The organism is uncultured Mucilaginibacter sp. (assembly GCF_903913935.1).
Taxonomy (GTDB): Bacteria; Bacteroidota; Bacteroidia; order Sphingobacteriales; family Sphingobacteriaceae; genus Mucilaginibacter.
Map to the genome: position 1 here is coordinate 1 of NZ_CAIWNH010000329.1, position 21,635 is coordinate 21,635.

General features: G+C 44.3%; 14 protein-coding genes. 4 read left to right on the forward strand and 10 right to left on the reverse strand.

Features of this window, described 5'->3' with window-relative positions; all coding sequences use genetic code 11:
- Window positions 1–328 precede the first annotated feature (328 nt).
- The 5 genes from QZY09_RS12980 to QZY09_RS13000 form a co-directional block, all read right to left on the reverse strand.
- Entirely contained in the window at window positions 329–1,549 is a 1,221-nt protein-coding gene (locus QZY09_RS12980; protein ID WP_295673012.1) for an ABC transporter permease, read from the reverse strand.
- A gap of 95 nt (window positions 1,550–1,644) precedes the next feature.
- Window positions 1,645–2,394 (reverse strand): ABC transporter ATP-binding protein, encoded by a 750-nt coding sequence (locus tag QZY09_RS12985; protein ID WP_295673013.1) that lies wholly within the window; start codon window positions 2,392–2,394, stop codon window positions 1,645–1,647.
- Window positions 2,391–3,671: an efflux RND transporter periplasmic adaptor subunit gene (locus QZY09_RS12990; protein ID WP_295673014.1), complete on the reverse strand. Its 1,281-nt coding sequence runs from the start codon at window positions 3,669–3,671 to the stop codon at window positions 2,391–2,393. Before QZY09_RS12990 ends, QZY09_RS12985 begins: the two co-directional genes overlap by 4 nt.
- Window positions 3,672–3,682: 11 nt before the next feature.
- Window positions 3,683–5,032, reverse strand: coding sequence for a TolC family protein (locus QZY09_RS12995; RefSeq protein ID WP_295673016.1), 1,350 nt, complete (start codon window positions 5,030–5,032; stop codon window positions 3,683–3,685).
- A 258-nt stretch (window positions 5,033–5,290) separates the two neighbouring features.
- Window positions 5,291–5,665, reverse strand: coding sequence for a hypothetical protein (locus QZY09_RS13000; RefSeq protein ID WP_295673018.1), 375 nt, complete (start codon window positions 5,663–5,665; stop codon window positions 5,291–5,293).
- A gap of 254 nt (window positions 5,666–5,919) precedes the next feature.
- Between QZY09_RS13000 and katG the strand changes: the two genes are divergently transcribed.
- The 4 genes from katG (at window position 5,920) to QZY09_RS13020 (ending at window position 13,085) form a co-directional block, all read left to right on the forward strand.
- Window positions 5,920–8,139 (forward strand): catalase/peroxidase HPI, encoded by a 2,220-nt coding sequence (gene katG / locus QZY09_RS13005; RefSeq protein ID WP_295673031.1) that lies wholly within the window; start codon window positions 5,920–5,922, stop codon window positions 8,137–8,139.
- A 255-nt stretch (window positions 8,140–8,394) separates the two neighbouring features.
- On the forward strand, window positions 8,395–8,625 hold the full coding sequence (locus QZY09_RS13010; RefSeq protein WP_295673019.1) for a hypothetical protein: 231 nt from the start codon (window positions 8,395–8,397) through the stop codon (window positions 8,623–8,625).
- A gap of 444 nt (window positions 8,626–9,069) precedes the next feature.
- Window positions 9,070–11,334, forward strand: a complete 2,265-nt coding sequence (locus QZY09_RS13015; RefSeq protein WP_295673021.1) for a family 20 glycosylhydrolase — start codon at window positions 9,070–9,072, stop codon at window positions 11,332–11,334.
- 533 nt (window positions 11,335–11,867) lie between these two features.
- On the forward strand, window positions 11,868–13,085 hold the full coding sequence (locus QZY09_RS13020; protein ID WP_295673023.1) for a DUF4249 domain-containing protein: 1,218 nt from the start codon (window positions 11,868–11,870) through the stop codon (window positions 13,083–13,085).
- A 7-nt stretch (window positions 13,086–13,092) separates the two neighbouring features.
- Here the strand turns inward: QZY09_RS13020 and QZY09_RS13025 are convergent, their stop codons facing one another.
- The 5 genes from QZY09_RS13025 to QZY09_RS13045 all read right to left on the reverse strand — a co-directional run.
- Window positions 13,093–15,489: a hypothetical protein gene (locus QZY09_RS13025; RefSeq protein ID WP_295673024.1), complete on the reverse strand. Its 2,397-nt coding sequence runs from the start codon at window positions 15,487–15,489 to the stop codon at window positions 13,093–13,095.
- On the reverse strand, window positions 15,489–18,257 hold the full coding sequence (locus tag QZY09_RS13030) for a TonB-dependent receptor (protein WP_295673026.1): 2,769 nt from the start codon (window positions 18,255–18,257) through the stop codon (window positions 15,489–15,491). Before QZY09_RS13030 ends, QZY09_RS13025 begins: the two co-directional genes overlap by 1 nt.
- A 1-nt stretch (window position 18,258) precedes the next feature.
- Complete coding sequence (locus QZY09_RS13035; protein ID WP_295673027.1) at window positions 18,259–18,987, reverse strand: hypothetical protein; 729 nt, start codon at window positions 18,985–18,987, stop codon at window positions 18,259–18,261.
- An 803-nt stretch (window positions 18,988–19,790) separates the two neighbouring features.
- Window positions 19,791–21,410, reverse strand: coding sequence for an ammonium transporter (locus QZY09_RS13040; RefSeq protein WP_295673028.1), 1,620 nt, complete (start codon window positions 21,408–21,410; stop codon window positions 19,791–19,793).
- 25 nt (window positions 21,411–21,435) lie between these two features.
- The coding region (locus QZY09_RS13045; protein ID WP_295673030.1) for a P-II family nitrogen regulator at window positions 21,436–21,635 on the reverse strand (200 nt) is incomplete at its 5' end.

Genomic DNA, 21,635 nt, shown 5'->3' on the forward strand with positions numbered 1-21,635 from the left:
TCAAAAGGTTACCAAATAATATTTGCCTCTGCGATCTTTGCGTTCTCGTCTCCGTGATCTCTGTGGTTAAATTTTACCACAGAGTACTCAAAGAAGGCGCAGAGAGGCACAGAGTTTTTATAGCGAAAAATATAATTTTGTATAATCCGTCTTTGTTCTACTTATGATACAGCCTCTACACGTTTGTAGGAACTACAACGAATGCCATCGCCGCAAAAAATCAGACAAATAAATATTCGGACAAATATCAGGCGGTAAAATCAGCAAAAAATTCCGCAATCCGCATTCAAATAAATCCGAAATCGAAATTCCGACTTCCGAAATTCCCCTACTCATACCTCAAAGCCTCGATCGGATCAAGCCTGGAAGCTTTTTGCGCAGGATAATAGCCAAAGAAAATGCCGGTAAGTGCGCATACTACAAAGGATAACAATACCGAGGAGTTGGAAACTACGGTTGGCCATTTGAGTAACAGGGTTACCAGCCAGGTAGACAGAAAGCCCAGCAGCACACCTATTACCCCGCCGGTTAAACTGATCAAAATAGCTTCCATCAAAAACTGCAGCAATATATCCTTCCCCCGGGCGCCGATGGACATGCGTAAGCCGATCTCGCGGGTGCGCTCTGTCACCGATACATACATGATATTCATGATACCGATGCCGCCGATCACTAAAGAGATGCCAGCAATAACGGTTAATAAAACGGTAAGCAGTCCGCTGGTGGAGCTGAGCGTAGCGATCAGTTCCTGTTGGGTACGGACATTAAAATCATTGTCTTCCGCATTAGTTAAGCGATGAGAGGCACGAAGTACTTTGGTTATTTCTGTAACGGCCGAATCGGTTACCGATTCATCCGCTGCCGATGCATAAATATTTTGGTAGTAGATAGTGGCCAGGATACGCTTTTGTACCGAGGTATAGGGTGCAATTAAAATATCGTCCTGGTCCTGCCCGAATGCGTTGAAACCTTTTGGGCTTAAAACACCGATGATCTGGAATGGGATATTCCCAAAACGGATCACCTTGCCGATGGGGTTTTCTCCGGTAGGGAAAAGATTATCAATAACCGTTTGCCCTATTAAACAGACTTTGGCCGACGTTAATACATCATTATTGCTAAAGGCGATCCCATCCCGCACTGTTAATTTACGGATGTCGAGGTATTCGGGCGCTACACCGGCCATGGAGGTAGGCCAGTTAAGGGCGCCGTTAATGGCCTGCCCTTTGGCCGAAACTGAGGGAGAAACTTCTGTAATATAAGTTGGGTTAGCCCTTAGTGCGACAATGTCTTTAATGGTAAGTGTTTGGAAGCTGCTGCCTGCTATTTTTACGCCGCCATTTAAATTGCTTGCTGCCTGTACGGTGATCATATTGGTCCCCATGTTCGACAATTGGTCGTGGATGCTTTGTTTTGACCCCTGCCCGATAGCTACCATCGCAATAACGGAAGCCACCCCGATAATAATACCGAGCATAGTTAACAAGGCTCTCAGCTTGTTTCGCTGCAGCGCCTTTAAAGCAATCCGTATCAGGTTAATTAAACTCATCCTATTGGGGTCATTGGGTCATTATGTCATTGAGTCATTGGGGAGGTTCGATAAATGCAACCATTCACTAATGCACTCCCTCACTAATTCACTAATTAATAGTCATCTGTATGCGGCAAATTTTTCAGCACCTCTACTGCCGAACGTTTATCTGCAATTTTAAAATCTTTTTGTATCCGGCCATCGCGCAACTGTATGGTGCGGCTGCTGAACGAGGCTATATCGGGTTCATGCGTTACAAATACAATCGTTTTACCCTGGTGCCCGTTTAGTTCCTGCATCAGCGCCATTATCTCGTAGGAGGTACGGCTGTCAAGGTTGCCGGTGGCTTCGTCTGCAAGTATCATTACCGGCTCGTTAACCAATGCACGTGCTATGGCGACACGCTGTTGCTGTCCGCCTGATAGCTGGCTGGGGGCATGATCCATCCTTTCCGCAAGCTTTACCGATTCCAGGGCATGCATGGCCCTTTCGCGGCGCTCCACTGCACTTATGTCTTTGTTGTACAGTAGCGGAAGCTCCACATTTTCAAGCGCGGTAGTACGCGGTAACAGATTATATGATTGAAAAACAAAACCAATTTTATGATTGCGCAACTGGGCCAGTTCATCACGCGATAGACTTTTAACATCCACGCCATCCAAAAAATAATCGCCGATAGAAGGCTTATCCAAACAGCCTAAAATATTCAATAAAGTTGTTTTGCCCGATCCGCTGCTGCCCATAATGGTTACAAATTCGCCGGCCTGCACATCGAATGTAATACCCCGCAGGGCATGTACAGTTTCGCTGCCCATTATGAAATCGCGTTTCAGGTCCTTTATTTCTAATATCTTTTTGCTCATCGTGTTCTGCCGCCCCCTGCAGGTCGTTTTGGCATGAACGGGCTGCCGCCAACCGATGCCGCTCCCGAACCTTTTGTCCCTCCCGCAATGCCGACGGCCACCAGATCGTTTTCTGTTATGCCGGACAATACTTCAACTGAAGTATTGTCGTTCAAGCCTATCTCTATTCTTTTTTGTACCAGTTTGGTTCCCTGCAATATCCACACCAATGCTTTTTGTTTAACTACGCCTGACGTATCGCTCCGGCTTTTGGCGGTATGCGAAACCTGGCTGGCGGTATTGGTTCCGGCAGCGCCGGCTGCCTTGCGTTTGCTTTTTTTGCTAACGCGCCCTTCGATCTGGTAGTTCGCCATCAATGAAGAGTCCGGGGCAAAAGCAAGCGCCTTTGAGGGGATGAGCAAGGCATTGTTAACTTCTTTTGTATAGATGATGATATTGGCCGTCATCCCCGGTTTTAGTTTCATATCATCATTCGGCGCGTTGATAATGGTGGTATAGTTAACAACATTTGCTGATACCGTAGGGTGCAGGCGTATTTCTGTTACCTTTCCGCCAAACTGGTCGTTAATAAAAGCATCTACGGTAAACGATGCGCGATCACCGGCTTTTACATCGCCTATATCCGCTTCATCTACATTGGCCTGCACTTCCATTTTGGTGATATCTTTGGCGATGATGAACAGGGTAGGCGTGCTGAAACTTGCCGCCACCGTTTGTCCGATACTGATACTCCGGTTCAGGATCACCCCGTCAATCGGCGAATAAATATCAGCATAGGATAAATTTTTCTGCGCCAGCCGTACCTGCGCCTGCGCACTGGCAACGCCTGCTCTGGCTGCGTCAAAAGTGTTCAGGGCGGCGTCAAAATCAGCTTTGCTTATCGCATCTGCCTTAAAAAGGGTGTTTTGCCGGTTGTAATTATTTTTTGCAAATAACAACTGGCTTTGCGCATTCTGCAAAATACCTTTATACTGATCAAGCGTAGCCTGTAATAGCGATTTGTCCAGTTGCGCCAAAAGTTCGCCTTTTTTTACTTTCGAATTGAAATCGACATATAAAGAACTGATGATGCCTGATACCTGGGTACCCACTGTCACGGTATCAACCGGTTCAATTTTGCCGGTAGCGGTAACACTTTGGGCGATATATCCATAAACCGGTTTTTGTGTTACCACTGTTGCCGGAATTTCTTTTTTGCGAAAAAACAAGACCCATACCAGCACTATGGCTATCAATACCACCGCAACGACAAGGATTTTTTTTACTATAGGTTTCATGATAGCCCGTTTTAAAGTTTAATAGGTATTCCCCTGTAAAAATCGTAGATCTTTAAGGTAAGTAGCTCGTTATATTTTGCCTGTATAAAGGCCTGCTGCGCCTGTATAAAAAGGTTTTTTTGTACCGAATAATCCACGGTGTTAATGGCGCCCACCTTTAGTTGTTCGGTAGCGATGCGGTAACCCTCCCTGTTGAAATTATATTGCTGCAGGGCAGCATCGTACTGGCTTTTGGCGTTAGTTACATTCAGGTAAGCGCGCTCAACCGATTGTGATAAGGTGATCCGGGTATTTTTTAAGTTAAGGCCGGCCTGGTCGACGTTTATTTTAGCTTCCTCCACCTGGGTTTTAACCACCCTCCTGGTAAAAATAGGTACCGAAAGCGTAAGCCCTATTTCCTGGTTAAAGTTGTTATTCAACTGGTAGGGCAAACTCCCCTGGCCGGTACTATAGCTGGTATTAAGGGCACCTCCTGCCGATAAAAAGGGCTTGTAACCGGCCTTTGCTATATCCACGCCATATTGCGCAATTTTCACACCCAACTCGCTGCTTTTTACTTCCGGGCGGTTTTTTAGGGCTGTTTGCTCAACAGTTTTAAGCGCAGTAACGGTATCAATCGGCACAATCGTATCGGGCTTAATGATGTCAAAACTTACGTCGCTGGATAAAAGCAGCAATTGTTTCAGTGTAAGCAGGTCGCCTTTTTCGGTATTCCTTGCAGTGATCAGGGTGAACTGATCGGTTGATTGCTGCGCCTGCAGCTGGATCAGCGCATAACGGGCTACCGCGCCAACATCGTACTTCTGCTGTTCAACTTTTACCTGGGCGGCAGAGGTATTCACCAGGTCGGTATCATAAATAATATTTTCCTTATCCAGCAAAACAGCCAGGTATGCCTGCGTAATTTGCAGGGTAATGTCGTTTTCCTGCTGTATGATGTTCAGATTCGCTGATTCGACCGAAAGGTTGGCCTGCAGGATGGTATTATTGATGAGGTTACCGTTATACAGCGTTACTGAGGAGTTTAAGCTATACGCCCCGGAAGCGCTAAGTCCAGAGCCGCCGCCTATGCCAGTCGCCGCATTATAACTGCCGGTATTTTGATGGCTGAAATTTTGCGTTGCGCCGCCGCTTAAGTTTGGCAGGCGTGCCGCTTTTGCCAGTAAATATTGCTGCTGACTGGTTGACAGCGATAAACGGTAGGTGTTGATCTGGAGGTTGTTCTTTTTTGCATAGTCGATGCATTTTGCCAGGTCCCAATTTATGCTAGTGCCCGTTAGTGTACTATCCTGGGCAAAAAGGTTGCTAAAACAGGCCAGGAGCAACACCAGCGATAAAAGAAATTTTGGTCTTAGCGGCATAGTTTTCACCCTTACAGGGAATTGTCTAAAGGGATCAAATGAGGAACAAATGTTTTATGATTTAGTTTGTAAAATATTTGATTTACTGAGAGTTATATTAAAAAACAACCACACGGAATGTGCCGGAAAGCCAGGGCGGGCTAAGTAGAAGGGCTGTGCTAAACGAAATAAATGAAAAAAGAATCAGGCTTATAATTGAACTATTTCAGGAGTCAATTATAAGCCTGTTGATATGCTAATGCTGAAAAGATCAGCGCATTAAATAAAGGCAAAAACGCTTTGGGCTAAATTGCCGAAAATGGGAATTGGCTTTTCTTCGGCATTATTGGCGGCATTTAAGCCGATTACCCAGAAGGAAAGGAAAACCAGCGTTATCACTATTTTTAACATATAAATAGTGAAAATACCGGAGGGTTGCATCAAAGAATGCGAAACCAGGGTCAATCCAAACCAAATAGCCAGGTAAGTAAGATAAAGAAATAAGGTTTGCCTTAAATGAAAGGCGCTTAAAGTGTTTTTATTAGGTTGATGAAAGCCGAAATACCCGATAGACCATCCTATCACAAAGAAATAACTCACCATCCCTGCGGTTCTGCCGCCATCCTCAATTCCAAAAAGATATTTACGTTCCATTGAATAGATATATAAATTATACACCTTTTTACGGGAACTCACAATTAATAGTTGCTTAAAAAATTACTGTTTAAAATAATAAATTTGTAGGAAATCAATTATTTGTCTTTTTGCCTTTTCGCACAATTGCATTAGAATTAAAAAGAGGGGCGCTATTTCTTTTTTTGGAAATTATGACAAATTAGATACCTAAATCTTCGTTAATAATATCATAAATTAGATCCTCAAAAACAACCTACTGAATTATGGCAAATATGATCTCTGAAGGCCCTACTCCTAATGATGGGGCAAAGTGCCCGTTTCTTGGTGGCGCGCTCAAACAAAGCGCAGGCAGCGGCACCAGGAACCGCGACTGGTGGCCTAACCAATTAAAAATAAACATACTCCGTCAAAACTCATCGCTGTCAAACCCGATGGGAGAGGCATTTAACTATGCTGAGGAGTTTAAGAGCCTTGACCTGGGTGCGGTGAAAAAAGACATCTTCGACCTGATGACCACGTCGCAGGACTGGTGGCCGGCTGATTATGGCCATTACGGACCCTTCTTTATCCGGATGGCCTGGCACAGTGCGGGTACATACCGCATCTCTGACGGTCGCGGCGGTGCTGGCTTCGGTACCCAGCGTTTTGCACCGCTGAACAGCTGGCCCGATAATGCAAACCTGGATAAGGCACGTTTGCTGTTGTGGCCGATCAAAAAGAAATATGGCAAAAAACTCTCCTGGGCCGACCTGATGATCCTCACCGGCAACTGCGCATTGGAGTCGATGGGTTTAAAGACCTTTGGCTTTGCCGGCGGACGTGCGGACGTTTGGGAACCCTTAGAAGATATTTATTGGGGCGCTGAAAGTACATGGCTGGGAGATAACCGCTATGCCGGTGATCGCGATCTGGAGAACCCCCTTGCAGCTGTGCAGATGGGGTTGATCTATGTAAACCCCGAAGGTCCTAACGGAAACCCCGACCCGGCTGCTTCTGCACGCGATATCCGCGAAACCTTTGGCCGTATGGCCATGAATGATGAAGAAACCGTAGCGCTGATAGCTGGCGGCCATACCTTTGGCAAGACCCATGGCGCGGCCGACCCCGGCAAATATGTAGGCAAAGAGCCCGCTGCTGCTACGATGGAAGAACAGGGCCTTGGCTGGAAAAACTCCTTCGGCACAGGAAACGCGGACGATACCATTACCAGCGGCCTGGAAGGCGCATGGACCACCACTCCGGCAAAATGGAGCAATAATTATTTTGAAAATCTGTTCGGTTACGAATGGGAGCTGGCAAAAAGCCCGGCGGGTGCACATCAATGGAAGCCAAAGGACGGCGCTGGCGCTGATACGGTGCCTGATGCACATGATCCGTCGAAACGCCATGCACCAACGATGCTTACCACCGATATCGCCCTGCGTGTTGACCCTGCCTATGAAAAGATCTCGAGATACTTTCATGAAAACCCGGATCATTTTGCAGATGCTTTCGCCCGTGCCTGGTTCAAACTGACCCATCGCGATATGGGCCCGCGCGCCCGTTACCTCGGCCCGGAAGTACCTGCGGAGGAATTGATCTGGCAGGACCCAATACCATCCGTTACGCATGAACTGATCAATGATGGGGATATTGCCGAGCTGAAGCGCAAGATACTTGCTTCGGGGCTTTCGGTACCGCAGCTGGTATCTACTGCATGGGCTTCAGCTTCAACGTTCCGGGGTTCTGATAAGCGCGGTGGCGCAAACGGCGCACGCATCCGCCTGGCACCCCAAAAGGACTGGGAAGTCAACAACCCTGCAGAATTAGCAAAAGTGTTGGAAACGCTTGGAGGTATTCAATCGGAGTTCAACGGTAGCCAGCCCGGTGGTAAACAAGTTTCGCTGGCTGACCTGATCGTTTTAGGTGGTAGCGCCGCTGTTGAACTAGCTGCAAAGAATGCCGGACACGAGGTGCAAGTGTCTTTCACTCCGGGACGTACCGATGCATTGCAGGAACAAACCGATGTGGAGTCATTCGCAGTGCTTGAACCGGCCGCAGATGGTTTGCGCAACTATTATAGTGCCAGGCAAACAGCACTGCCAGAGGAAATGCTGATAGATAAGGCGCAATTGTTAACGCTGACCGCACCCGAGCTGACCGTTTTAGTTGGCGGCATGCGTGTGCTGAATACTAACTTTGATCATTCTCAGCACGGCGTATTTACCAAACACCCAGGCGTACTTACCAACGATTTTTTTGTAAACCTGATTGACCTGGCCACCACCTGGAAACCTACCTCGGATGCCGGGAAAATATTTACAGGCGCTGACCGAAAAACAGGTGAAATAAAATGGACCGGCACCCGTGCCGACCTTGTCTTCGGCTCCAATTCCGAATTGAGGGCTGTTGCTGAAGTATATGCATGTGAAGATGCACAGGCACAATTTGTAAATGACTTTGTAGCGGCCTGGACCAAAGTGATGAATCTCGACCGTTTTGACCTGGTTTAATCACAGATTGATGTTAAATTTAAAAGGCGGTACTGCTTAGACAACCTCCAAATAGTGTCTAACTTTTTGGGGGCAGTTTGCAGCAGTCCGCCTTTTTAACGGGGAATGCCAACAGCGAAAGTCAATACTAATTTTCAAAAATAGCTAACTTCATCACATCCACCCGACGACGATGCAGGCCTGCCATACATTTTGTGAAAAATAGCCATCATCATTCTATTCTTTATTTTAACACCGCTGGGCGTTAAACCGGTGATGTTTGTGGCCATCATGCCGATCAGCAGCGCCTGGGACGTATTTACCCATATCAGTGAACGCACCTTAAAAAGCGGCCGGCTGGGCATCCTGCAATACCTGTTGATTACACCGGCCCATAACCGGGCGCACCATGCCAAAAACCCGTTGTATGTGGACACCAACCTAGCTGCGGTGATCACCATTTGGCATTCGGGGCCATACAGCCGCAAAAGACGAAGTAAGCGCTGACTACGGCCTGACCAGGGTACTGGATGTGACCAATTTCTGGGATCTTTATTTCGGTGAGATCATTTTATCGTACCGGGACATCAGGAAAGCGGGCAACACCCTTGATAGCTTGCTGTATTTGCTCATGCCGCCCGGCTGGACGCCCGCTTGTAATACACAAACCGCTGCGGCCCTAAGGCGCAATTTTTGAAAACAAACCCCGGCCTTAATACAACCAGTAAACAACGAATGATCAGGGCCCTGAAGAACTGGTATAAAACGGACAGCCTAAAAATAAAAGGCGCCTGATGCATTTAGACAAACCGTAAAGCAGTAACGTTCAATGCAGTTTTTTAAGACTGGCAGAACCGATAGCCCCGGTAAGAACAAATCCATTTGACAGCATTAAAATGTCTGGCTTAAGCAGCTGAAAATTGTACCTTTAGTTGATATAAATTGCATTGAATGAAAAGCACCAAACAGGCTATTTCCCTTGCCGCGGCTTTATTGTTTTATTTTTTTCCGGGCCTTACTTTAGCCCAGGATTCCTGTTCCATTATACCAAAACCGTCCATCCAAATAGCCCGAACAGGATATTATACCTTTGCCGGGGAAACTCCTGTATTTTGCAGCAAGGCATTTACAGGGGTTGCGGGTTTACTGTTTGAACATCCGTATATCCATTGCAAAAAAATCCAACCGCTTATTCACGGAGCACCGCTGCCGAAAAAGGGGATCCTGTTGCTACAGGCCAGCGAAAAAGACAATTTAGCACTGAATGCCTACCGCCTGGAAGTGCAGCCAGGCATCATCATCATCAGGGCCCATGGGGAAGCGGGCATCCTCAACGGTATAGCCACCCTGCGGCAAATTGCCTATACCCGGAAAAACGGACGGCAGGTACCTGCTGTTTTCATTGAAGATCGGCCTGCTTTCGGATACAGGGGATTGATGCTCGACGTTTCCCGTCATTTTATGCCTATCGGGTTCTTAAAAAAATATATCGACCTGATGTCGCTGTATAAACTGAATACCTTTCACTGGCACCTCACCGATGGCCCCGGCTGGCGCCTGGAAATCAAAAAATACCCTGAATTAACAGAGAAAGCGGCCTGGCGCACCCAGGCCAATTGGAAATACTGGTGGAATAACGGCCGTAAATATGCAGAAATGGGCAGCCCTGAAGCTTCGGGAGGATTTTATACTGCCGACCAGGCCCGGGACCTGGTCAGCTATGCGGCTAAAAGAGGCATTACGGTGATCCCTGAAATTGAAATGCCGGCGCATTCCGAAGAGGTACTGGCCGCCTACCCCAATTTATCCTGCTATGGCTTACCTTATAAAAATGCCGAATTTTGCATAGGCAATGAGGACACCTTTACTTTTTTTCAAAATGTACTTGACGAAGTGATGGCCATCTTCCCCTCTCCATACATCCATATTGGGGGGGATGAAGCCGATCAAACTGCCTGGAAAACTTGTCCAAAATGCCAGAAACTCATCCGGGACCTCCATTTAAAAGATGAAAACGGCTTGCAAAGTTATGCGATCAACCGGATAGCGGCTTATTTAAAAACCAAAGGCAGAAAGCTGATCGGCTGGGACGAGATCATGGAAGGGGGACTGGCGCCGGGGGCTACGGTCATGAGCTGGAGGGGCGAGAAAGGCGGTATTGCTGCCGCAAATGCCGGGCATGATGTGATCATGACGCCAGGTGCCTCCCTATATTTCGATGCTTATCAAGCCGATCCGGCAACTCAGCCGGAGGCGATCGGCGGGTATCTTCCGATAGAGAAGGTTTACGCCTACCAGCCTGTTCCGCCGGCAATTCAGGCGGCTCAGCAATCCCATATCCTTGGCGTACAAGCCAACGTATGGACGGAATATATGCCGACTTCAAACCAGGTGGAATACATGGTTTTTCCCAGAGTACTTGCGCTGGCAGAGCTGGCCTGGACCGCAGATAAACAAAGAAACTGGGATGACTTTCAACGGCGCCTGCAAAACCACTACCTGCTCCTGCAGCGTTTGAATGTGAATTATTACCCACCTTCGACGGCCTTAAGTCTATTATCGAACTTTGATATCGCTCAAAAATCGGCAATGGTTGCCATCAGCTCCGAACAATTTGCACCCACCATTCATTATACTATTGATGGCAGTACTCCTACTGCAAATGCTCCGGTATACCGGGGGCCCATTCCCTTATCAGCCAGCACCATGGTTAAAGCCACCCTTTTTAAAGATGATGTACCCATTGGAAAAACCGCGGCACTGCAAGTTGATGTCCATAAAGCAATTGGCAAAAAAGTGATTTATAATGCCCCCTGGAATGACAGCTACCCTGCCCAAAAAGAGCTAAGCCTGGTAAACGGGCAAACAGGCGGCCTTACTTACAGCGACGGGCAATGGCAGGGTTTTACCGGGGATTTTGATGTGACGGTTGACCTGGATACCGTTCAATCGCTTTCACAATTAAAGGTCCGTTTTATGCAAATAACCGGTCCGGGCGTTTTTATGCCGTCGCAGGTAACTGTCGCAGGATCTGACGATGGAAAAATATTCCATACGATCCAAAAAATTGACAATGATGTGCCCTATTCGGAGGCCACGCTACAGTTTAAAACATTTGTATTCGATCTCAGCGGAAATACCGTCCGGTATATCAGGGTGACCGGTAAAAACGAAAAAAATGGTTTTTTGTTTGCTGATGAGGTCGTGATTTATTAAACCCGGGCTATCCGATAACATCAGGTTGAAAGACCTAAAGTACCCGGAAAAGAGATGACTAAACCATCTATCAAACATCGTTATTAAACGTTCTAATGTGTTTGAGAAAGCAGCTGTGCTGATCAACCTGAAAAAGCTTTTAAATTGATCGTTTGTACGCTTGATGAAAAGAATTATACTTTTTCTTATTGGCCTGTTTTTATGAGGCGTCACCGGTTACGCGCAGCAAAAAAGTCTGCGGTGATCATTAGCTAAAAAGCCTGGCGCCATTTTAATACCGGCCAAATCACTTCATGAACCTGTTACCATGCCTTGCCCCATCCCCGACTTTATAGGATTACTTAATGCACTAACTTATTCTACAATCTATGCGTTGATTGCACGACCAGCGTTAAAATTAACAAACATGTCTTTGGGAATTAGGCGTGGTTCGGTCAGTAAAGGCTATATGCTGCCTGTTGATAAATGAATTATCGCATTGAAAATAATTTTAAACTGATAAGATTTTAACTAGATTTACCATTAACAATTATATGCTTGCAGTTATTTCTGATAAAAATTTATTTTTATATTCATTTAGCAAATGGATTACCACGCTCGTCGTGGCGATGACTGTATTAGCGTGCAAAAAACAATTTACTCCACCGGTTTTAATATCAGATAACAGCCGCTACCTGGTTATTGAGGGGGTGATCAACGCCGGCAATGACTCAACGATTATCAAACTCAGCCGTACTAAAAAAATTGACACTCTCAGAACAGTTTTTCCAGAAGCAAATGCCCAGGTCAGCGTAGAAAGCGACGGCAGCAATACTTTTGTGCTGCGGGAGATTACTACGGGAACCTATGCGGCCGCACCTTTAGGTTTGGATAATTCACATAAGTATCGGCTTAGAATAAAAACATCAGATAATAAAGAGTATGTATCTGATTTTATCCCGGTCAAAAATGCGCCTCCAATTGATAGTGTTGGTTTTGCGGCTAAAACTATAGGATTGGAAATTTATGTAAACACACACGATGCGAACAATGCGACAAAATATTATCGGTGGGAGTATCGCGAAGACTGGCAATTTCATTCGGCATATGTTTCTACTTACTATAGCGATGGCCTAAACGCGCTCAGCGCCAGGCTGGTTAGTCAGCAGGTATATTATTGCTTTGGTAGCGTACAGTCCAGTAATATCCTTATCGCATCTACAACGAAATTGAATTCAGACGTTATCTACCATTCATTGATCACCGTAGTTCCACCCACCTCAGAGAAACTGGAAACCAGGTACAGTATTCTGGTAAAGCAATATGCCTTAACTAGCGACGCGTATAGCTTTTGGGATAATATGCAAAAAAACACCGAAAAATTGGGAAGCATATTTGACGTATTACCATCAGAATCACAAACTAACTACCATTGTGTTTCTAATCCAAATGAGTTGGTTATCGGATATTTAAGCGTTGGAAATCCGTCCTATCAACGCATATTTATTTCTGCCGATCAGCTTCTATCGGGTTATAGCCCGGTGTATCCAACAGTTTGTGAAATTGATACGGCCTTTCAAAACCCTCCTCATTCGGGTACATTACCTATTGCAGATCTTATACCTGCAAGTTCTCCGTATGTACCTGTACTTGGTCTGTATCTAAAACCGCCTAATATTAACGGGTCACCTACTGCTTACACTTATTCAACGATACTTTGTGCGGATTGCACTGTGAGGGGTACCACCACCATGCCAGCTTTTTGGAAATAGCCCATAACTACTTTTTGACTTCGAAATAAAATTGCTGACTGCCGGTTTTTCCACTGGCAGTAATGCCTTCAATTATACCAATATACGTACCGGGTTTATCACTGGTATAAAAAGCCAGGGTCGCCTTTCCGTCATGCCCAGTAATGACATCCGGGTTCCAATATAAAGCACTTCTGAAATCAGGCTTGGGGCTGTTTATTACTTCTTCTGAATCATAAACCGGCGAATAGAATTTTCGTTCCAGCTGCAACCCTTCATAATCCAGCACCACTGCATGTGGATCAATCTCAAAATTGATCCCATCGCCTTTATAAGTCGTAAAACTCATAATGCCGTTCAACGAGGCGATACCGTAAAGATAGTTCCTGGCGATAACGTCAAGTTGCCTTACTTTCAAAGGATCCAATTTAAAGATCTTATCTGCATCAAATACCGGAACGCAATCAAGTAAAATCATCGGCTCGCCGGATAGCCGCTTGTCAACGTCAAACATCCGTATACCGAACTTTCCATGGTGTTTTACTATAGCAATTGAAGTTACATATTCACGTAGCACCTCTTCCATAGTGGTGAACCGGGTATAATCATCTAATTTGTACCGTTTAGTTGGAGTTCCATAAAATGACATGCTATCCGCCTGTGGACTGTAAAATTGCTTTAGCTGGTTGGCAGCGAAAGTATTTTGCACCTGCATATTTAAGCTATTATCTAAAATTACCTTTTTCACATCCGGACTTAACGCCAATATCGGCATTGGCATAGTTGAGTGCTGCTCACTAAAAGGGCTGGACACTTCGATATGATAGGTACTGTCCTGCATGGAATTGGTTTGTATGATAATTTCGTTGGGACCAAAAAAGTTTTGCGTATTAAACAGCAAATTTCCCGTTGAATCACTTTTGGCAATAAACAATTGATTAGGTGTTCCAGGGATACTGAGATAAGCGGTTATTTGACCAGCATTTGTATTGTCCGTTGTGCGGGTAATGCGACCAGTAATGATATGGCCTTCATATTCCGGCAAGAACTTTATATCCGGCGCCCTGTTGGCTAAAATTTTGTTCCAATTAAACTCCGTCCAGCCCTGCGACAGCATTAAGTTATCAAGCGCCGGACCGCTGTCCTTATTGCTATCGTCAAAGTAAAAATCCGGCGACTCAACGCGGCCCTTCAGATTTGCCTGTAACCAGAGATAAGCTGAGATGTGATGAACATCTTCAATTTGTAAAGCATCTGCTTTATATACCGATACAGATAAATTCGCTGGGAGACTATCACGGTTTTGATCTTCAGCAGATATAGTAAGCTTCACGTTTTTGCGAAGGCTAAAAGTTTGGGCATCAGTATGGGCATTGATCATCAATTTCCCTTCAGGGCGTTTAAAGACAAGTCGCTCACAAAGCGCTCTTTGATGGTCGTCAAATAAAGTAATATGATTTACTCCTTCCTCCAATTTGTTGTTATCAATACTGAAAGTTGCTGCTCCATTTACCAATTTTACAGCTTCGGCCAGTGCTATCGTTTGATTGCTATGAACGATCAGGTAAATACCTGCCGCTGAGCTACTATCACTATTGCAAATTCGCACATTCCAGTTTCCGCTTTCGGCGGTTGCCTGCATTACATAACCAGACTCGCTGATAGCGGGCAACTCTTTTACCATCACTGTTTGATTTAGCTTAATGACTGCCCGGTAAACGTTATGAGGCAATGGTTTAAAATTGAAACTACCAATACCAAATTTTAACGCGCTGAAGCGAACTACGGTGTCATTTTTCTGGTCAATAACCGCGCCGGTGCCGGGTTGCCCTTTGCCGTCTGTGCCGGTGATTTTAAAAGCTACTTTGCTTTTGAGTTGTTGTACCAGATGGCCGCCTTCAGGAAAGAACTGCACATCGTAAGCCGTCGCTGTTGGTTTGGAAGACATTACAGGTGCTTTCAGCGGATTGACAATAGTGATCCCGTTCATGAAAAAATATTCGGCACTAAAGTTTTTCATCCAGTTAGTATACGCCTGAATTTGATAATTACCACTATTTATGGAAAAGGGCAAATAGATGGACCCGTTCCCGGTGCCATTGTTTAGTCTGATCTTTGTTTGCACCACCGCGGCATGGTTATTATCCAATATCTCCACATAAACCACTTTACTTAAATTGAGCAGTGTATGGGCGCCACCCTCTACGCAATAGACCTTAAACCATATGATCTCGCCGGTTAAATACGTGCTTTTATTGATATGGAGATAGATACTTTCCTTCAAATTGCTTTTTTGATAATTGCTGAAACTGTTTTGCAAATCAGACAATACCTGGGCCTGAACAGAGGTAATTTTCATGCACGCGACGAAGCAGAAGAGTGCACAGAATGTTTTTACCAGTTGATAGCTATTTTTTCTCGACATCAGAATCTTATGTTATAATTAACAAACGGTATTGGGTTAGCAAAAACAGACAGCTTATATCCCTGTATGCCACCGCCCTGTTCAGTAAAGAAGGTTGAATAGGCATTGTTGCGTCCGGTTAAGTTGTAAACGCCAATCGTCCATGAACTGTGGAAGAACTGGTGAACTTTGTGATTACCATCGATGTTAACAGAAAGGTCAGTTCTGAAATAGTCGGGTATGCGGTATTGATTCCTTTTTGAATAGAGCACCCTTTCCGATCCGCCGTAGTAATATTCGCCAATTGGATAAGTGATGGGCCGGCCGGTACTGTAAACCGAGTTAAATGACACACTATAACGGTGTGAAAAGCGATAATTTCCGACAAAATTAAAGTTGTTGGGCTTATCATAGTTAGCAGGGTAATATTCACCATTATTGATTGGGATACCACCACCGGGATCATTCTGTTTTAAAAAGATACGAGAGTAAGTATAACTTACCCAGCCGTTGAGCTGGCCGGTAGCTTTTTTTATTAAAAATTCAATGCCATAGGCCTTGCCCTGGGTAGAAACTGCATCGGTTTCTATATGCTTATTCAGTACCAGTACAGCGCCGCTGCGATAGTCGAGGTAATTTTCCAGGTGTTTGTAATAGGCCTCTACGGAAGTCTCGATGGTGTTTGAACCAAAGTTTTTATAAATTCCCATTGATATCTGGTTGCCAAATTGTGGCTTTATATTGGGATCACTCAATTTCCAGATATCCATTGGCGAAATGGCCGTCGTATTGGATAATAAATGGATGTATTGCCGCAAAGTATTAAAAGCGGCCTTTACCGAAAAATCACTGCTGATGAGATAACGTACCGACGCCCTTATTTCCGGCCCGTGGTACGTATTTATAACGCTACCACTGCCGTATTTCACACTATCGGCAATATCGCTCAGGGTTCTGGGCAGCCCCGGCACGTAATGATTGACGGTTTGTGGTCCGAGGTAATTGTACATAGCATATCGTATGCCTGCACTAACGGACAGCGCGGTGGTAATGGCATACTTATCACCCAGATACAAAGCGCTCTCTAAAGCTTGCTCCGCAGGAACAACATCAGGCGTAACCTGCGATTTAGCGCTGAATGGCTGGTTACTGCCCGGATCAATTTTGTAGCGAATGGAATTAACACCAAATGAAATTGTGTTTTTTGAATTTATGTAATAAGTTAAATCTGTTTTGAAATTGATTTGGTTGATGTCAAAATTGAATTGGTAGGCATCAACAGGGTTAACGTTGCTGGATATGCTGTATTGATACTTATCATATCCACCCATGATCACACTAAAAAGCTTATTACTGAAATTATGCTTCCATTTTAACGACATATTGCGGTTACCATATTTATACGAGGTATCGCTATTTAGTTTAAATCCGTCGCTGCTCATGTAAGTGGAGAGGAACAGCGAATTATTGTCATTAATATGATGGCTTATATTTAAATTGATGTCGTAAAATGAAGCACTACTGTTTTTGTATGCGCTGGGCAAGGTTTTCAGGAGCCAATCTGCATAAGTGGTTCGTGCCCCTAATATAAAAGATGTTTTGTTTTTAGCGAGCGGTCCTTCAATGTTAAACCTGCTGGTTAATAAACCTATTCCCGCAGTACCGGTAAATTTCTTGTTGTTCCCTTCCCGTTCACTAATATCCAAAACGGATGATAACCTCCCGCCAAATTTTTCGGGTATGATGCTTTTATAGAGCTCTACATCCTGGATGATATCAGGGTCAAAGGCCGAAAAAAATCCGAAAAAGTGGGAGGGGTTATAGATCGTCGAACCATTTAACAAAATAAGATTTTGATCAGCTGAGCCTCCACGTACATTAAACCCTGTGCTTGCTTCGCCTACGGTTTGGACGCCAGGAAGCGTTAAAACTACGCGCAAAACATCGGCCTCACCAAAAACTGTCGGAAACTGTTTAATGCTTTTGATATCAAGCTTTGATACACCCATTTCCACACTTCGCACGTTGGCTACCTTATCAACGGATATCTTAACTTCTTTAAGTGAAATAATTTGTTCCTGCATCTCAACGTTAAATTCACCATTCATATACAAGGCAATCTTTCGGTGCGTATCTTTCATTGCCGCAGCTTTAATGATCAAATTATGCTGTCCACGCGGTAAGCTGATTGAATAATACCCAAACTGGTTGGTAGCAATCCCAATGTGCGTAACAGGTTCGTAAACGCTCGCCCCGGATATAGCTTCCCCCGAGTTAATATTACGGATGTAGCCAGCAAGTGATACATTTCCGGTTTTGTTGGCATTAGATAAACTACCTATAGTGTACAGCTTATTTTCAGAAGTCGACTCGATCACTTTTTGTTGCTCTGTTGTAAGGGACAAATCGCTGATTGATGTTCCAGCGTTCGATGGCTCCTTTTTTCCGCTAAAGAATCCCGCTGCAAGATCAGTGTTTATTTGCCAGTTCCTTGTTAGTATAACGTCCTGGTCTTCTGTAATGACATAGTGACACCTTGAACCTTCAAACACCTCGTCCAGAACCTTGCTTAATGTTTTTTGCGTGATTATGATCGTGACTTTCAGGCTGTCGAATTGAGCGGGATCATAATAAAAATTAAAGCCGGTTTTAGTTTTTAATACGGTTACTATATTCTTAATTCCGGCCTGCTTAAAATCAACGTCAATTAATCTGCCGACAGCTTGTTGTGCATAAAGACCAGAAGTGATGCTGACCAGGAGGCAAAAAGCGAGGTAAATTTTCTTCATACTAATTGTTTATCTGATCATAGTAAACCGCTAATTTGACAATCGATCCTTCCTTGTCACTGTTGTACTTAATTTTGTTTTCATTCAAATATTGGCCAAGAGCTTTCTTTTTTTCTTTAAAGACCTCCAAAACTGAACCCTTACTGTTAACCGGGTAGTAGTTGTTTCCTTTTTTTATATAGATGACCTCTTTGTTTTCATAAATTGTACTTACCGTTTGTTGGGTGATATTATTTTCTATCGTCCTGACCCTTTTAACCAACACCCGGGACTTGCCATCATATAGCTGGTCGTAAAAGCCAGGTTTCAGATTAGCACTGCTCTTTGAATTGATATAAAGGAAATGATGATCCAATAACCATACATCTGTTATTTTTTCGGCCTGCAGTACAAACAAACTGTCTTTTGCTGCAGCAACCATTACGTCAGTATAAATGTCGTAAATAACAGGAATATCTTTATACCAGGTGCCGTTGTAACGTACCAGACTAGGGGTGCAATGCGTTTTTTCATCAAAATAAGCCGATCCCCGATAGGCTTGCGGCCATAAACGATAAATCGGGCCGTTAAATATTTCCAATTCATCGCTTAGGGCAGCTTTGTATTGATCAATCACACGCATAGCAGCATTGCTGTACACTGGCGTATCTAATGCTGCAGTTTGTGCATTAGCAGGGCCGATGAACAAAAGAACAATAAACAGGGCCAAAAACATTGGTTTACTATACATAAATAAAACCCATCAAGGCAGGATAAACTTTTGGTTATAATAGGAATTTTAAATATAACAGCTAATCCTAATATTAAGGCATATTAAATGATAAAAGTTAAAATGAATTTATTTTATTAAAAAGTTGAAAATCACAATCACAATCGCAAGTTTAAAATGCCAGGCAAAACAGGCCGGTAAGGTGCTAATTTGTGTAGTATTTCTAAACTTATTATGACTTATAACAGGTGGAACTGATTTTTATATTGCTGATTTAATTCGACTGATCTTTATGAAAGCCAATAGTTTTTTTTATAATTGGTTATTTTTGAAGTTAAAAAGCAACCAGGATTTATCATCGTACTGTTTTTGCAGCTGAAATTGCAAAAAGATCACAAATCAATATTGCTTCAGAATTCCTTTATAGCTTTGAATAACGACATTATTTTTAAGCCGATATATTGATAGCTATTAACGTGAAAGAAGCCCTTAAAAATCACACCACATGCCCCTGTGGTAAAGCCGAAAGACAACATTTGCAAAAAATAAAGCGGGGCTTCTTTATGAGAATATTCTTTTTTGGCTCCCTGTACAAAGACAGCAATGCCTGCGATGTAATAAAAAAATGTACGAATTGAAATAATTTCAACATCACATCTGCGAAACTTCTTTAAATACCTGCAAGCTATCCAAAAAATAAAATAATAAATGGGTTGATTGATAACATCCCATCTGGTGATAAAAAAGGCCGCCCCCTATTTTCCATAAGAGGCGGCATCTTTTAATCTATACCATGGAAAATACCACTGGCAAAATTGTACTTACTATCTCGACAACGGCGTCTCGGCATTTTTATCCATCCGGATGCCTGAATAGCCATCTATCCCCATTTCGGGCAAATCCAAACCGTACATTTCTACTTCCGGCTTAACCCTATTTCCAACCAGTTTATCCAGTAATTTAAACATTAACCAACCTGCGGCACCTATAAATACAATATTGGTTGCGGCACCAATGGCTTCTGCAATAAATTGACCCCATCCGCCACCGTAAAACAGGCCTGTTACAGTTCCCTTTACACCATTTATACCGTCGCCGTAGTTACCGTCAGCAAACAAGCCTAAGGCCAGCACGCCCCATACGCCGTTAGCGCCGTGAACAGCTACAGCACCCACAGGATCGTCGATCCTTAATTTTTTCTCCATAAACAGCGTAACTTCTACAACTAAGACACCGGAAACTAAACCAATGATCAATCCTCCTATTGGTGTCACATACGCACAAGGTGCGGTAATTGCCACCAGCCCGGCAAGCAAGCCATTGCACATCATACTTACATCAGGTTTGTTCCCTCTTACATACCAGATCCATAAGGTAGAAGCCAATATACCGCCGCATGACGCGATCATTGTGTTGAAAGCTACCACAGCAAATCTGAAATCTGTTCCTGCAAATGTCGAACCGGCATTAAATCCGAACCAGCCGAAAGCTAATACCAGTGTTCCTAAAACTGCCATCGGGATATTGTGCCCCGGGATCGCGTTTGCCGATTTATCTTTGTTGTATTTGCCTAAACGCGGACCAATCATTCTTGCACCCACAAATGCCAGCACACCACCAGACAAGTGGACCACCGAAGATCCGGCAAAATCCAGATGCCCGTGGCCTAAACCAAAATTGACGCCAAGTTGCGACAACCAACCGCCGCCCCAAACCCAATTTCCATATAATGGATAGATGAGTCCCCCGATCAATGCACCCGAAATTGCAAATGATGCAAATTTCCATCTTTCAGCCATTGCGCCCGTAGGGATGGTAGCAGTAGCGTCCATAAACACTGCCTGGAAGACGAAAAATCCCAAAACACCGACGTCGTATACCCCGTTCATAAAAAACCCTTTCGTTCCGAACAAGCCAAACGTATGGCCCAGGATGTTAATGGTAAATTCCTGATTTAAGCCGTCGAATCCGCCAAGCGTTCCCAGGGCGCCTACACCGCCAAACATCAGGGCAAATCCACAAACAAAAAACCCAAGGACGCCCGCCGGGTATACAAACAGGTTCATGGCCATGGTATGTGCAACGTTTTTGGCCCTGGTTAATCCTGTTTCCACCAGCGCGAAACCGGCTTGCATGAAAAACACCAGGAACCCAGTAATCAGCAGCCAAACCAGGTTAATGGCCACTTTATTTTTGCCATCAGCATTGGCTACATTTGAAACGGTAGAAGCGAGTTTTTTAACGGAACTGTTTAGCGCAGCTACTGTGGTATCTTTCTTTTTCGCCAACGTATCCACCACTTTGAACGCCGCAGTATCAAGATCGGAGGAACTGCCCGTGTTGACGCCGGACGGATCAGGTTTTCTTGAAGTTTGGGCAAATGTGTTACTGAATGAAAAAATCAGTAATGGTAACAATACATATATGAGTATTTTTTTGTTCATGTCAATTGATTGATTGTTTTTAAAATTATTTATTCTCATCGCTGGGACCTGTCGTTGAGGCCTTGCCTCTTTCGCCCGTTCTGATCCGGATAGATTCCTCAATGTTATAGGTAAAGATCATACCATCCCCAATTTCGCCTGTGTAGGCTGCCTTTTCGATACAGGCAATTGTTTTTTCCAAATTTTCATCTCTTAAGACGATGGAAATAAACAGCCTGGAAAGAA

What these genes read in the sequence shown, in the direction of transcription:
- QZY09_RS12980 (WP_295673012.1), bottom strand. Translation starts at nt 1,549, where the DNA reads ATGAGTTTAATTAACCTGATACGGATTGCTTTAAAGGCGCTGCAGCGA.
- QZY09_RS12985 (WP_295673013.1), bottom strand. Translation starts at nt 2,394, where the DNA reads ATGAGCAAAAAGATATTAGAAATAAAGGACCTGAAACGCGATTTCATA.
- QZY09_RS12990 (WP_295673014.1), bottom strand. Translation starts at nt 3,671, where the DNA reads ATGAAACCTATAGTAAAAAAAATCCTTGTCGTTGCGGTGGTATTGATA.
- QZY09_RS12995 (WP_295673016.1), bottom strand. Translation starts at nt 5,032, where the DNA reads ATGCCGCTAAGACCAAAATTTCTTTTATCGCTGGTGTTGCTCCTGGCC.
- QZY09_RS13000 (WP_295673018.1), bottom strand. Translation starts at nt 5,665, where the DNA reads ATGGAACGTAAATATCTTTTTGGAATTGAGGATGGCGGCAGAACCGCA.
- katG (WP_295673031.1), top strand. Translation starts at nt 5,920, where the DNA reads ATGATCTCTGAAGGCCCTACTCCTAATGATGGGGCAAAGTGCCCGTTT.
- QZY09_RS13010 (WP_295673019.1), top strand. Translation starts at nt 8,395, where the DNA reads ATGTTTGTGGCCATCATGCCGATCAGCAGCGCCTGGGACGTATTTACC.
- QZY09_RS13015 (WP_295673021.1), top strand. Translation starts at nt 9,070, where the DNA reads ATGAAAAGCACCAAACAGGCTATTTCCCTTGCCGCGGCTTTATTGTTT.
- QZY09_RS13020 (WP_295673023.1), top strand. Translation starts at nt 11,868, where the DNA reads ATGCTTGCAGTTATTTCTGATAAAAATTTATTTTTATATTCATTTAGC.
- QZY09_RS13025 (WP_295673024.1), bottom strand. Translation starts at nt 15,489, where the DNA reads ATGTCGAGAAAAAATAGCTATCAACTGGTAAAAACATTCTGTGCACTC.
- QZY09_RS13030 (WP_295673026.1), bottom strand. Translation starts at nt 18,257, where the DNA reads ATGAAGAAAATTTACCTCGCTTTTTGCCTCCTGGTCAGCATCACTTCT.
- QZY09_RS13035 (WP_295673027.1), bottom strand. Translation starts at nt 18,987, where the DNA reads ATGTATAGTAAACCAATGTTTTTGGCCCTGTTTATTGTTCTTTTGTTC.
- QZY09_RS13040 (WP_295673028.1), bottom strand. Translation starts at nt 21,410, where the DNA reads ATGAACAAAAAAATACTCATATATGTATTGTTACCATTACTGATTTTT.